The organism is Streptococcus sp. FDAARGOS_192 (assembly GCF_002073815.2).
Lineage (GTDB): Bacteria > Bacillota > Bacilli > Lactobacillales > Streptococcaceae > Streptococcus > Streptococcus salivarius_H.
The window spans coordinates 470,152-484,056 of record NZ_CP020431.2 but is presented as its reverse complement, the minus strand read 5'-3'; the positions used below and the strand labels follow the sequence as shown (position 1 = coordinate 484,056).

Annotated in this window: 15 protein-coding genes; all 15 read right to left on the bottom strand. The window is 40.5% G+C overall.

Annotated features, from left to right (window positions below; genetic code table 11):
- Nucleotides 1–5: 5 nt before the first annotated feature.
- The 15 genes from A6J31_RS03440 to hflX all read right to left on the bottom strand — a co-directional run bounded on the left by A6J31_RS03440 (nucleotide 6) and on the right by hflX (nucleotide 13,723).
- Nucleotides 6–452: an arginine repressor gene (locus A6J31_RS03440; RefSeq protein WP_080610454.1), complete on the bottom strand. Its 447-nt coding sequence runs from the start codon at nucleotides 450–452 to the stop codon at nucleotides 6–8.
- Complete coding sequence (locus tag A6J31_RS03435; protein ID WP_080610453.1) at nucleotides 439–1,266, bottom strand: TlyA family RNA methyltransferase; 828 nt, start codon at nucleotides 1,264–1,266, stop codon at nucleotides 439–441. The genes A6J31_RS03440 and A6J31_RS03435 overlap by 14 nt, the downstream gene beginning before the upstream one ends.
- Nucleotides 1,259–2,131 (bottom strand): polyprenyl synthetase family protein, encoded by an 873-nt coding sequence (locus A6J31_RS03430; RefSeq protein ID WP_080610452.1) that lies wholly within the window; start codon nucleotides 2,129–2,131, stop codon nucleotides 1,259–1,261. The genes A6J31_RS03435 and A6J31_RS03430 overlap by 8 nt, the downstream gene beginning before the upstream one ends.
- A complete protein-coding gene (locus tag A6J31_RS03425) occupies nucleotides 2,131–2,346 on the bottom strand; it encodes an exodeoxyribonuclease VII small subunit (RefSeq protein ID WP_080610451.1) in 216 nt (71 codons plus the stop codon). Before A6J31_RS03425 ends, A6J31_RS03430 begins: the two co-directional genes overlap by 1 nt.
- Nucleotides 2,336–3,664, bottom strand: a complete 1,329-nt coding sequence (xseA, locus tag A6J31_RS03420; RefSeq protein WP_080610450.1) for an exodeoxyribonuclease VII large subunit — start codon at nucleotides 3,662–3,664, stop codon at nucleotides 2,336–2,338. The genes A6J31_RS03425 and xseA overlap by 11 nt, the downstream gene beginning before the upstream one ends.
- 186 nt (nucleotides 3,665–3,850) lie before the next feature.
- A complete protein-coding gene (locus tag A6J31_RS03415; RefSeq protein WP_080610449.1) occupies nucleotides 3,851–4,612 on the bottom strand; it encodes a hypothetical protein in 762 nt (253 codons plus the stop codon).
- 127 nt (nucleotides 4,613–4,739) lie between these two features.
- On the bottom strand, nucleotides 4,740–5,384 hold the full coding sequence (gene nth / locus A6J31_RS03410; RefSeq protein ID WP_080610448.1) for an endonuclease III: 645 nt from the start codon (nucleotides 5,382–5,384) through the stop codon (nucleotides 4,740–4,742).
- Nucleotides 5,384–6,082 (bottom strand): DnaD domain-containing protein, encoded by a 699-nt coding sequence (locus tag A6J31_RS03405; RefSeq protein WP_014634316.1) that lies wholly within the window; start codon nucleotides 6,080–6,082, stop codon nucleotides 5,384–5,386. The genes nth and A6J31_RS03405 overlap by 1 nt, the downstream gene beginning before the upstream one ends.
- A gap of 72 nt (nucleotides 6,083–6,154) precedes the next feature.
- Nucleotides 6,155–7,099, bottom strand: a complete 945-nt coding sequence (metA, locus tag A6J31_RS03400; protein ID WP_080610447.1) for a homoserine O-acetyltransferase MetA — start codon at nucleotides 7,097–7,099, stop codon at nucleotides 6,155–6,157.
- A gap of 172 nt (nucleotides 7,100–7,271) precedes the next feature.
- Complete coding sequence (locus A6J31_RS03395; protein WP_048790968.1) at nucleotides 7,272–7,790, bottom strand: adenine phosphoribosyltransferase; 519 nt, start codon at nucleotides 7,788–7,790, stop codon at nucleotides 7,272–7,274.
- Nucleotides 7,791–7,908: 118 nt separating this feature from the next.
- On the bottom strand, nucleotides 7,909–10,110 hold the full coding sequence (recJ, locus tag A6J31_RS03390) for a single-stranded-DNA-specific exonuclease RecJ (RefSeq protein ID WP_080610446.1): 2,202 nt from the start codon (nucleotides 10,108–10,110) through the stop codon (nucleotides 7,909–7,911).
- Nucleotides 10,111–10,122: 12 nt separating this feature from the next.
- On the bottom strand, nucleotides 10,123–10,890 hold the full coding sequence (locus A6J31_RS03385; protein WP_080610445.1) for an SDR family NAD(P)-dependent oxidoreductase: 768 nt from the start codon (nucleotides 10,888–10,890) through the stop codon (nucleotides 10,123–10,125).
- A complete protein-coding gene (gene rnz, locus A6J31_RS03380) occupies nucleotides 10,890–11,819 on the bottom strand; it encodes a ribonuclease Z (protein WP_002884122.1) in 930 nt (309 codons plus the stop codon). The genes A6J31_RS03385 and rnz overlap by 1 nt, the downstream gene beginning before the upstream one ends.
- Nucleotides 11,820–11,850: 31 nt before the next feature.
- Nucleotides 11,851–12,492, bottom strand: a complete 642-nt coding sequence (locus A6J31_RS03375) for a hypothetical protein (protein WP_021144310.1) — start codon at nucleotides 12,490–12,492, stop codon at nucleotides 11,851–11,853.
- Nucleotides 12,485–13,723: a GTPase HflX gene (hflX, locus tag A6J31_RS03370; protein WP_080610444.1), complete on the bottom strand. Its 1,239-nt coding sequence runs from the start codon at nucleotides 13,721–13,723 to the stop codon at nucleotides 12,485–12,487. Before hflX ends, A6J31_RS03375 begins: the two co-directional genes overlap by 8 nt.
- Nucleotides 13,724–13,905: the final 182 nt, after the last annotated feature.

Here is a 13,905-nt window from a genome sequence, read left to right as displayed (position 1 = left end):
CCCTCCTATTCTTCAACCCACTTAATGATTTGCCCCTGTAGTTCGATGGCTGCTAACTCTGACTGAGCCACTAAAAAGAGGGTATCATCGTCAGCAATGACACTAAAAATCAAATGCTTGTACTCATCCAAAAGAATCTTCTTGATGAGGCGGCTTGTCCCAGGTTGAACAACGATATTCATAAAGGCATGTTGACGATCAACACGCAACAAGCGACGGGGCGCAACAGATGTTCCGCTGACTCTTCTAGGAGCAGTTGAAAGCCCGTAGATATAGGAGCCGTCTTCTGTTGGCACTTTAGTAATACCAATTTCATTGATATCACGTGACACTGTAGCTTGAGTAGCCTTCAAGCCCTCAGCTTGGAGTAATTTAACTAATTCTCCCTGAGTCGTAATTTTATTTTCTTGGACAATCTTTCGGATTAACTCCAAACGATCATTCTTCTTCATTCTTTTTAAACTCCTTATGTGCTTGTGCTACAACTTCCTTAATAGAGGTTTGAGCATCATTTTGAGGAGAATTTGTCTTCTCCAAATGTGCGAGAAACTCAATGTTACCATGGCCACCTTGAATAGGTGAAAAATCCAGCCCCTTAACTGAAAAGCCATAGTCAACCGCAAAAGCTGTCACTGTTTCTAACACTTTTTCATGGACACTGCTCTCACGAACAATCCCATTTTTTCCAATTTGTTCACGCCCCGCCTCGAATTGGGGTTTCACAAGGGCAACAACTTGACCTCCATCTACCAATATCTTAGCCAAGGCCGGCAGAATCAGATTAAGAGAGATGAAGCTGACATCAATTGATGCAAAAGACGGTAACCCTTCCGTAAAATCGACAGGTTCAGCATAACGGAAATTATATTGCTCCATGGAACGAACACGCTCATCTTGACGCAATTTCCAAACCAACTGATTGGTACCGACATCTACAGCATAAACCAATTTAGCACCATTTTGAAGCATAACATCGGTAAAGCCACCTGTTGAAGCTCCAATATCAATGGTCGTCATGCCCTCAACTGACAGATTAAAAACCTTCAAGGCTTTTTCAAGTTTAAGCCCTCCACGACTCACATACTTGAGTTTTTCACCCTTGAGCTTCAACTCTGTACCATCGTCGATTTTTTCACCAGGCTTATCGTAACGCTCACCATTGATAACATTCACAACTAAACCAGCCATAACGCCACGTTTAGCCTGTTCACGTGTTTCAAAAAGGCCTTGTTTATAAGCCAAGACGTCTACTCTTTCCTTAGGCATGGAGTCGTAACCTTTCTATGATTTCTATAATACTGTCTTTCTTAAAGCTTTGAGTCTCAGCTAGATTTTGGAAAATAGCCTCAGCTTTATTAAGTGATTCCTCCAGAATAGCATATGATTTTTCCAAACCAAGAAGAGCCGGATAGGTTGATTTCCCAGCAACTACATCTTTTCCAGGAGTCTTTCCAAGTTCTTCGAAATCAGCAGTCACATCCAAAATATCATCACGAACTTGAAAAGCAAGACCAATCAAGCGACCAGCTTCTTGAAGATTTTCCAAGACCTGTTGATCTTTTTGAGCAACAATACCAGCCGCCACAAAAGGAAAGGTTAAAAGCTTACCTGTCTTATGCTCATGAATCTTAGCCAGTTGCGATAAATCAAGTTTCTGACCTTCTCCCTTCATATCCAACATTTGTCCACCTACCATACCGAAGGTTCCTGAAGAATGAGACAATGCTTGAATCAATTGAACTCGAATTTCTGCTGATAGCTCTGTTTGTGCTAGGAGATCAAACGGATCCAAAAAGAGAGAATCTCCAGCCAAGATTGCTGTTGCTTCATCAAATTTCTTATGGTTGGTTAAACGTCCTCGACGGTAATCATCATCATCCATGGCCGGCAGATCATCGTGAATCAGACTTCCAGTATGAATCATCTCAAGACTCGCTGCGACATCGAAATGACTAGGAGTAAGCTCTAAACCAAATCCTTCAAGTAAATCTAAGAAAATCAGTGGACGAATGCGCTTGCCTCCACTATCAACTGAATAAAGGATGGCAGTGATTAAATCACTTGATACAGGAATATTCTTTTTTTGGTAGTAATCACGGATAGCCGCATCAATTTTATTTAGCTTGCTCATTAGGCATCCATTTCCATTTCTGTACCATCTGCTTGCATGACCTTAACTAGTGTTTTTTCGGCATCTTCCAAAGTCTTCTGCAAATCTTTAGACAAGGCCATACCTTTTTGGAACTCAGCAATAGCATCCTCAAGAGCAACATCACCTGTTTCGAGCTTAGTGACGATGGCTTCTAAGTCCTGTAAATTTTCCTCAAATGTTTTTTTAGTTGACATTTTTCACCTCTACTTCTAGTTCTCCATCTCTCATTTGGACGGTTAATTGATCACCTTCGGTAATATTCTTAGTACTTGTTAAAGGTTTATCATCTTTCTTGACAATGGCATAGCCCCTTGCAACAATACGACTAGTATCTAGAGACAATAAGGCATCCTGTGCCTTTTCTAATCTCACACGCTTACCATTAATGGTATTCTTGGTTGTAGTCACCAATAAACGATGCAAAGACTCTCGACGGTCTTGGTAGTTCTGAACACTAGTCAGAAGATTTAAGCCTTGTAATCGTTGTCTCAAAAGCTCTGCTTCTTTTTGTTTGCGTGCGAAATCTTGACTCATGAAGGTTTCAATCCTTGTTGTTAGTCGATCCAACTTTTGTAGATAACCATCATAAAGGCGCTCCGGTTGCCTAAAGACAACAGATTGTGACAATTTGGCCAAGCGTTTCTGGTTATACTGTATACGTCTCAAACAGGCTTGATAGGCTCTATTTTGTCTTTCACGAATCCAAACCAAGGTATCAGCCTTTGATACCGGAGTCGCAAGTTCTGCCGCTGCTGTAGGCGTAGCAGCCCTACGATCTGCAACAAAATCAGCCAAAGTCGTATCTGTTTCGTGACCAACGCTTGAAATCACAGGTAGACGACTCTCAAAAATCGACTGAACTACAATTTCCTCGTTAAAAGCCCAGAGATCTTCAATAGAACCTCCACCACGGCCAACGATAAGTAAATCTAGGTCATCTCTTTGATTGGCTTTTTGAATATTTTCAGCAATTTCCTGTGCAGCTCCTTCACCTTGAACCTTGGTAGGGAAAAGTAAGATTTCTACCCCAGGAAAACGACGACTAACGGTCGTAATAATATCTCGAATAACCGCACCACTAGGACTAGTGACAACCCCAATTTTTTTGACAAAATTAGGCAGAGCTTGCTTATGACGATCATCGAAATAGCCTTCAGCAGTTAATTTTTTACGAAGCTGTTCAAACTGGATGGCCAAAGCCCCAATACCATCAGGCTCAGCCTTCTCGATAATAATGGAATAAGAACCACTAGGTTCATAAATCTGGACACGACCAACGGCATTGATCTTCATCCCTTCTTCGAGTTCAAAACCAAGTTTTTTGAATACTCCAGCCCAAATCGTCGCCTGAATAACAGCTCCTTCATCCTTAAGCGAAAAATATTGGTGACTAGGGCGTCGACGAAAATTTGAAACCTGCCCCGTCAAATATAACCTCTCTAGATAAGGATCACGGTCAAATTTCATTTTCAAATATTTGGTTAAGGATGTGACCGATAAATAGTCTGACACGACAACTCTCCTTTATTTAAGCTATCCTTGAAAACCTGAAGACATTAAAAAAGTTCTGCAGAACTATCATCCCCAAATCTTCTCAGTCGGCTTTTTAATTGTATACACGATTACTTAAAATTATACCAAAAAAGACTGTCAAAAGACAGTCTCAACCACCATTGTCAGGTGTTTTATATGGTTTCATTAATCGGTTGTATATTTTTTTGAAACGACGTCCCAAGAATCGCTTGAACCATCAATACCACCATAGGCTTCGAGTTGTCCCTTCTTATCCACACGGAAAAGAAGAACATCATTACCATAGGCATCATAAAGTTGAGCATAAACTAGGTTATCATCATCATCGGTCCAAGAATAGACTTTCCAACCTAGATTTTTATAATTTTCTCCTGTTGACCCTTGTTCTTTAGCATAGGTAGAAACTACCCAGTCCTCCAACTGCTGGTCAGACAAGGATGAAGTATCAACTTGAGAGGATTGATTATCAGATGATGATGCTGCTTGTTCCTTACTTTTAGCTAACTGACCATTTTTCCATGGATTTGTTACACTCTCTTTTTGGTTATTACTATACCACATTAAAGTAACCACAGGAATAACCACTGCAAGTACTGCAACAACTCCAATTACCCATCTAATGATTTTAGGATCTTTGAGTTTATCAAAACTCGAAACTTTTCTTCCCTTTGTAGTTTCATTTTTACGACGTCTAAATTCGCTCACAGCTTTTTCCTCTTTTTCTTGAAAGTAGTCCCTTTTTTTCTTTTCCTCTTGTTCCAAGAGTTTTTGCACTTCCCTACGCCCCTGCGGATCACTCGTTTGAGCCAATGAAATCTGCAACTGAAAAATACGATTATCCAAAGCTTGCTCATATTCTTTGGCTGCTTCTCTATCACCATTATCAGCTAAGGCTCTCAGATACTCTTCATTACTGAATTCAGCCATTCACTATATCGCTCCTGCTTCTAAATCGTTTCTTCTATTTTCTTAAAGCCTGAGACTTTTGTCAAGTTACTAGTTTGTAACAAATTCTTACAGCTGTAAAAAGCCGAAGAAAGTCACATTCTCCAGCTTATTTTTTGGTTGTTTCTTTATAGTACTTACAATAACTTTGAAGAGGACATGTCTGACACTTAGGATTCTTAGCCAAACAATGATAACGTCCAAAGAAAATCATACGGTGATGACTGATAATCCAATCTCTCTTTGGGATTTTCTTCATCAGTTCTACTTCGATTTCCTCTACACTAGCATCCTCTGGCACGATATTTAGTCTTTTAGAAACACGTGAGACATGCGTATCTACAGCAATAGAAGGGATGCCATAGACTTCAGCCAATACTACGTTAGCTGTTTTTCGTCCCACACCAGGTAGACTTTCCAATTCCTTATGCGTTTTCGGAACCTGTCCATCAAAATTCATTAAAACAGCTCTAGCAGTCTTGATGATGTTCTTTGCCTTATTCTTATAAAGACCGATTGTTCGCAAACACATCTCAACGTCATCAAGATTAGCCGAAGCCAAATCCTCAATTTCTGGATAACGCGCCCACAAGCCTGGTGTAATCTTATTAACAGCCTTATCAGTTGTCTGGGCCGATAAAATAACAGCAACTAATAGTTGGAAAGGAGTTTCCCACTCCAACTCTCCATGAGCATTGGGAAACATCTCCCCCATGAGAGCTAGAGCCTCATTAACACGTTTTCTTCCTAACATTATTGGCCACCCCATAATTGACGGGCTGCATCCATACCTGTTTTGAAGTCATCCGAAACTTGGTGATGTTGCTTCTTACCTTGATGCTCCAAACGACGCTCTTCAACTTGAATTTTCGTCGTAATACCACTCAATTTCCAGTTACGAAGAACTCCTTTGATGTAATTCCAATTTGTCTTGCGGTTAAATACTGCTTCTTTCAAAGCCTCACGGATAAGCTCGGGATCAGTGTGCTCTTCTTGGATTTCCTTGTTTAAATCTTCGATAACCATAGGATTCAAGATTCCCAAAGCTTGTTCCAACTCATCTGTTAACTGCTTAATGAGCTGTGTATTTGTTGGCTGACCTACTACAGGCCCCGTCGTTGTCTTTTCATTGCTCACTAACTTATCCAAAACTGCCAAGGCAGGTGAAGCATCTACAACCATTTCAATTTCATTATTAACCTTAATAGTCGTGAAATCAAGGAGCCCAGCCTCAGTCAATGTCGTAATACTTTTATTAACCTCAGTTGGTGTTTTTCCAGTTGCTTGCGCTATCTGGCTTGAAGCCACTTCTCCAATCTGAGTTGTCGTTTGTAGATAGAGAAACTGCCAAACTAGAAAGTCATCCGCAGATGGAAAAATATCCTTAAAGTGGAAAAATAAAGCATTAGGAAGGACCAGATTGCCTGATCGATACTGTTCAAAAAAACTCATATTTACCTTTCAGAGTAGCTAGACACCCCAAAAAGTCTTTATGCGCTCACATAAATCTTTTGAGACTGTCTACTACAAATAACCGTAGAATGAAAAATCGTCTTCCAACTCTTCTAAACGATAAGGTGTTTCTTGATATACCGCATAGTTAATCCAATTGCTAAAGAAGGCAGATGCCGCAAGATTCCAACGAAGTTTAGGCTCCTGATTTGGATCGTCCCCTGGGAAATAGTTCGCTGGTACGTCTGGATTAATACCGGCATCCAAATCTCTTCGGTATTCTCTTGCCAGAGTATCACGGTCATATTCAAAATGACCAAAACTATATACTTCACGAAGATTTTTACTTGCAAGAATGGATAAACCAACCTCTGGTCCTGACACAACAATATCTAAATCCGTCTTATCTTTAATATCCTCGAGCGTAACCTCAGTATAGCGTGAATGTGGTGACACAAAGCTATCATCAAAGCCATTCATAAGGAAGTTTTCAGGCATGTCAACCGTTTGTTTATAGATACCAGATAATTTCTCTGGCAATGGAACCTTGTCGACTCCATGCTTATAATAGAGACCTGCTTGGGCACCCCAGCACAAATGTAGGGTTGAATAAACATGCTTCTTAGACCAATCAAAAACCTGTGTCAATTCTTGCCAATAATCCACTTCTTCAAATGGCATTTGCTCAACCGGAGCACCTGTTACAATGAGACCATCATAATACTTATGCTTAATTTCATCAAAAGTCTTATAGAAGGTTTCCATATGCTCTGCATGGGTATTTTTTGATTTATGACTAGCCATATAAAGAAACTCAACGTTAATTTGTAGTGGTGTATTAGCCAAAAGACGTAGTAATTGAGTTTCTGTCACTTCTTTAGTAGGCATAAGGTTAAGGATTAAGACCTCCATTGGTCGAATATCCTGGCTACTAGCTCTATTCTCATCCATGATGAAGACATTTTCCGAACGCAATACATCAAGAGCTGGTAACTTATTATCAAGTTTTATAGGCATAACAATATCTCCATCCTTATTTATTCTATCTTCATATTATAAACCGGGGAGGTATTGTTATCAAATATATATTTTCTCTAGTTAGCTATAGCTTTAAACTATATTTAGAGGGCACCTTTGTTTTAAAAGAGTTAAAAAGGCCCTAAGGCCTTTTGTTAATTCATAGATAGATTTATCCTGGGAAGTTCATCAATACTTTAGTATCGTAACCTTCGATAGCATCACGTCCATTAAGACCATCAAGCTCAATCAAGAAGGCACAACCAGCAACGACACCACCTAGGCGCTCAATCATTTCAATTGTAGCTTTAACGGTACCACCAGTTGCCAAAAGGTCATCTACGATAAGTACACGTTGGCCTGGCTTGATTGCATCGGCATGCATACAAAGTGTATCGACACCATACTCTTTTTCGTAATCGGCTGAAATCACTTCACGTGGCAATTTACCAGGTTTACGAACAGGAGCAAAACCAATACCAAGTTCAAAAGCAACTGGACAACCAACGATGAAACCACGCGCTTCGGGACCAACAATCATGTCAATCTTCTTATCTGTCGCATACTGAACGATTTCACGGATAGCATAGCTATAAGCATTTCCATCAGCCATCAAAGGACTAATATCACGGAAAGTAACCCCTTCTTTCGGGTAGTTTTCAATAGATGCAATATAATCTTCTAATTTCATTTGTTCTTCCTATAGGCTTTTCGCCAAAAAAATATTTACATACCATTATAGCATGAATTAGTAAATTTAGAAAATGCTAACCCTCATTTCGAGACGAATACTTTGGATTAAGACTTCCCTACTTATACAGCCAATCATAAATTTCCTGTGGTGTTCCCAGAGCCATGAGTTCTTGGAACTTAACTAGTCGTTTCAGATCTTGAAAAATCTGACTGTCCTCAATCTCACGTTTTTCAGCTTCTTTATTGACTGTCATGACACCATTATCAATAGTCACAAAATCCAATTCATCAAAGATTTGAATCATCTTAATCAGAAGAATCTTGTCGATTTTAAGGTAATGACTGAGTTCATCCAATTTATAACGGACATCGAACTCTGGGAATTGATAAATGGTTTTATAGAGCCTGGCAAATTGCTCTCTTGTTCCATAACCTGTCAGATAATAGGCTTCCTTTATATTATTTTTAAAATAGATAGCCTGGAAATCTTTACCTTCAAACCACTCTTTTAATTCTGTCGCTGATTCAGGTAGGGTGTTGAGGACAACCGCAGGCTCTGTGTCTGCTGCTTCTTCTACCGTTGGTAGGCCCTCAGGCAGTGCCATATTTTTTGAGCGGAAATCAAATAATTGAACACCATCTACACGCGCATCTTCTAGCATGAGCTGTAGCATTGTCTGACCATTCCAAACATTAACAGATAAGGTCACTGCCAATTCCAGACCCTGAGCTTGTTGAAATTCTTGAAGCAGATTACCTTTATTAAAAGCGACAACGTCAAAGCTATCCTTGCCTTGCTTAACCTTAAACTTAAGATGGGCCCCATTTTGTCCCATTGTCCTAGCTTGAGTAACGGTAATATCATGTAGCCAAAAGACTGGCTTTTTATTATCCATACCAAAAGGTGCTAGTTTTTCAAGGCTCTTAATGGTATCCAAGCTAAGCTCGCTGAGTTGGAGCTCCTCGTCTAAATTAAGCGTATTTTTGGCACTTGTATCAATGTCATTATCATAGACATAATGACACAAAATATCTGAGAGTTGACCAAGATTTTCCTCTGGAAGGGTCATCCCAGCCGCTCCAGCATGTCCTCCAAAAGCAGTAAAGATGTCTCGGTGGTCATCAAGGGCATGAAAGATATTGATAGATTCCAAACTACGGGCCGAACCCTTAGCCAAGCCATCTTCAATATTCAAAACCACTACTGTCTGGCTGATTTGTTCCATGATGCGCCCCGCCACAATACCTAGAACGCCAGGATGCCAACCTTCCTTGGCTAAAACCTGAACTGGTTTGTCCAAGTCTACCATGGTCATAGCTTCATCAAAGATTTTTTGAACAACTTCCTTACGTTCTTCATTTTTAGCATTGATTTCCAAAGCAATGGCTTGAGCCTCCTCATCGTCAAATCCGGTCAGCAATTCAATGGCTGGATTTGGATCATCTAAGCGTCCCAAGGCATTGAGTTGAGGAGCCAGTTTGAAGCCTACCGTTTCTTCGGAAATCGTTGTTGGGTCCACATCTGAAATGCGGAGCAATTCTTGAAGCCCAATACGCTCAGTAGTCTTGAGAATTTCTAGGCCGACCTTTACCATAATACGATTTTCATCCGTTAGGCTAACCATATCAGCAATGGTACCAATGGCTACCAAGTCCAACATCTCTGTAGGAATAGTTTCAAGGAGGGCAGTTGCCAATTTGAAAGCTACACCACATCCTGCCAAATACTTAAAAGGATAATCGGCATCCGGATGCTCTGGATGGACAATGGCGTAGGCATCTGGAAGTTGTGCCGGCATACTATGGTGGTCTGTAACGATAACGTCCACACCTTGCTCTTGCGCATAAGCAATAGCCTCATTACCCGCTACCCCATTATCCACTGTAACAATGAGTGAAATGCCTTCCTGCTCAATGAAATACTTGTAGACACTTTCATTTGGCCCATAACCATCTGTAAAACGGTTAGGCAAATAGACTCGAGCCTCAGCTCCCATCATTTCAAGAGCTTCCTTGACAATCGATGCTGACGTCATCCCATCCGCATCATAGTCTCCATAGACTAAGATTTGCTCATAATTTTCAATGGCCTGACGAATTCTAGCCACTGCCTTGTCCATATCATGAAGAAGATATGGATCATGAAGGTGTGATAAATCAGCCTTAAGAAAATCTTCAAGAGCCTCTTCTGTCGTCACGCCACGTTCATAGGCAATCTTGGCTGCTGTCTCTTCCAGCCCATGTTCTTTAGCAAGTTTAAAAAAGCCAGCATCTGGCTCTTTTGTGTTTATTTTCCAATCATACGTTGATGTAATCATGTTCTTCTTTCTTTATTTATAATTAAAACTTGTTCGTGCAAGATAATCGGCTATCTTGGGAAATAGCGTATATCCTTTGTGCGCAACCGCTAATAGTCGTGGTAGATTGACTTCGCGTTTGTTTTTGCCCAGAATACGGACAATCTTTTTAGCCACGTATTTAGGACTGAGGACAAACTTTTTAACACTCTCAAGATAAGCTCCAGAGGGATCAGCTTGATTGAAGAAACCTGTCTCAATTGGACCAGGATTGACTGTTGTCACATAGACTCCTTTATCAGCCAGCTCTAGACGCAGGGCATCTGAGAAGCCAATTACCGCAAACTTTGTCGCTGCATAAACACTTGAGTTGGCTGTCGCAATTTTCCCCGCCATACTGGCGATGTTGATGATATGGCCATGGCCTTGTTCCACCATTTTCTCAGCCATCAGACGTGAAAAGCTCATCGTCGCAAAGGTATTGATATCAAACATATCACGTACCTCTTGGCTAGTGTAATGATCATAAGACTTGAATTCACCAAAACCAGCATTATTGATAAAAACATCAATACGTCCAAATCGTTGATAGAGATAATCGACCATTTTTTTAATGGCATTGTCGTCTCTAAGGTCAATGGCAAGGCAGGTTTTATTTTCCACATGGCGATAACATTTCTCAAGTTTATCCTTGTCTCTTCCTAAGAGGATAATGCCATCACTGGGTGAGAGCTGCTTGACAATTTCTTGTGCAAGCCCTCCTGAGGCACCAGTAATAGCGATAATACGTTGTTTAGCCATTAAATCTCTACCTCTTCTAGGTCACGAACGATGTGGGTGTTTTCGAAAATTGTTTTAGCATCTGCTGCCATCTTACCGATATCACGCCCTAAGAAACGTGCTGATACGTGATTTAGAAGAAGACGTTTAGCTGACGCATCTTTAGCGACCTGTGCTGCTTGCATGTTGGTTGAATGCCCATGGCTCTTGGCAATTTTTTCGTCACCTTTACCATAAGTAGACTCGTGCACCAAGACATCTGCTCCCAAGCCAAGACGAACACTGGCATTCGTCTTACGAGTGTCACCTAAGATAGTGATAACCTTACCTTTCTTAGGTGCGGAAATAAAGTCCTTGGCAATGATTTTTGTTCCATCTTCAAGGACCACATCTTGCCCATTCTTAATTTGACCAAAAAGCGGACCAAATGGTACACCTGCTGCTTTAAGGGCCTCAGCATCCAAGGTTCCTTCAAGATCCTTTTGAACCACACGGTAACCAATACAAAAAATGGTATGATCCAACTTATCTGCATAAACAGCGAACTTGTCATTTTCCATAACCAAGCCAAGCTTATGCTCATCAATTTCCTTAAAATGCACATGGTAAGGGAGGCGTGTTCCAGAGGTACGAAGACTAGTCATAACATATTGTTTAATGCCGACTGGACCATAAACCTCTAAATCTGTTTGTTCTTCACTCGATTGGAAAGAACGGCTAGCCAAGAAACCAGGTAGGCCAAAGATATGGTCTCCATGCATATGTGTGATAAAGATTTTTTTAACTTTACGAGGTTTGATTGTTGTTTCTAAAATCTGACGTTGGGTACCTTCTCCACAGTCAAACATCCAGACCTCATTGATTTCATCGAGTAACTTCAGAACCAGACTCGACACGTTACGGGCCTTGGAGGGCTGCCCGGCACCCGTCCCTAAAAATTGTAATTCCATGACTTCCTATACTTTCTATCTATCGTTCTTCTTATTTCTGGACAATATAAGCCAGGCATTCACGCTGAGCAAAGCCATAATAAACAGTTTGCCCTTTATATTGAGACAAAAGTTCCACTAATTCGTCTTGATTGAAGCTAGCCAACTTAATGACATTTCCCTTCAATTTAGTTACACGACTAAGTAACTGTGTCTCAGGTGTTAACTCTTCCAATACTTCTTCATCAAAATCAACCTTGGTCATCTTAATTTGAGTGCCTTCAAGATAAACCTTATACTGCGGGAAAACTTGAGCTAGCTCAAACAAAATGCTAGCCGTTGGAACCTCTAAATGCTCGGCAAAGACTAAGGCCACCTCATCAGCATTTTCATAGCAAAATCCATAAGATTTTCCTGACAGATTGAGACGAATAAAAGGCTTGTGCTCATCAAAAGATGGTTCAGGGTTAAAGAGGTTCAACTCCTTTGAAAGGTCCAAATAGTATTCCGTCGCTGCTTCAGGAGATTGTTTTTGGTAAATCTCTGCAAAATAAGCATTAATCACGCTTGGTGGTGGCGTAATGAAAGCCAATTTTTGACTGTCAGAAAGGTCTGACAAGGTATTTTCTAAATAGACCTTATCTAAACTTGTAAAACCACCATATTTTAAAGCTAAATCCATATAATCAGTCATAAAATTCTTCCAATTTCCATTTATTTTTCGGTGAAATATAACCTGTAATTTCTTCCACTTCTGTCTCAAAAGTGTAGCTATCTAGCAAGGCTAATTGACTCAACTGATAAAGTTTATAAGCTTGATTCTGATGTACCTTAATACTAAAAGGTTCAAAAATCTGTTGAATTTCGTCAATCAAGAGTCTTCTGAGGGCCTCACGACTTCCCTTGTCACGTGCAGAGAGGCGCACATTAGGAAAGACCGTTGCTACTAGATTATCAGCTACATCCATCTTATTGTAAATTGCTAGACGAGGGATATCAGTCATGTCTAAGTCTTTGAGAATGTCTAAGACCACCTTTTCATGCTCTTCGTGATTAGGATCACTCGCATCAATGACATGCAAAAGAAGGTCCACATTACGACTTTCTTCAAGTGTTGACTTAAAGGCAGCAACCAATTCTGTTGGCAAGTCCTGGATAAAACCAACCGTATCTGTCAAGGTCACTTGAAACTGATCCTTTAAGTAAATTTTCTTAGTCGTTGCATCCAAGGTCGCGAAAAGTTCATTAGCCTCATATTGCTTATCATCCGTCATAAGGTTCATGATCGTTGATTTCCCAGCATTGGTATAACCAATCAAACCAATTTTAAAGGTAGTTGAATCAACACGCTTTTCACGAATGGTTTCTCGGTTCTTCTCAACAACCTTTAACTGGCGTTCAATATCAGCAATCTGGTTACGAATCGAACGACGATTAAGCTCCAATTGACTTTCACCAGGTCCACGGCTACCAATGCCCCCTGCTTGACGGCTGAGCATAATCCCTTGACCAGCTAAACGGGGCAACATGTATTTAAGTTGAGCTAGGTGAACCTGAAGTTTCCCTTCATGGCTTCTAGCCCTCATGGCAAAGATATCCAAAATTAATTGCATACGATCAATAACTTTTACGCCAAATGCCGCCTCAAGATTGGTATTTTGACGAGGCGTTAAACGGTTATTGACAATGACTGTAGTAATCTCATCCGCATCCACCATGGCCTTGATTTCTTCTAATTTTCCTGAACCTACGAAAGACTTACTATCATAGCGTTCACGTTTTTGGGTATAGCTAGCTACAACCTCTGCTCCTGCAGTTTTGGCAAGACTGGCAAGTTCCTCCATTGACATGTCAAAATGCTCTGTTTCTTGCAATTCAACACCTACTAAAATAGCACGTTCTTGCTGTTTGGCTGTCTCTATCATAGCAAACCCCTTTTCAAAATAGTCAACTTCTATTATACCACAGGCAGGGGCAAAGAAAAGGTCACAGACCTTAATTTTTTTTCAAAGAAAAACAAGTTGGATTAACCAACTTGCTTCTTCTTAATGTTTACGTGTCGGTTTCTTTTTCGAACCCTTACGACGCTTCCCTTGATGAATGCTTG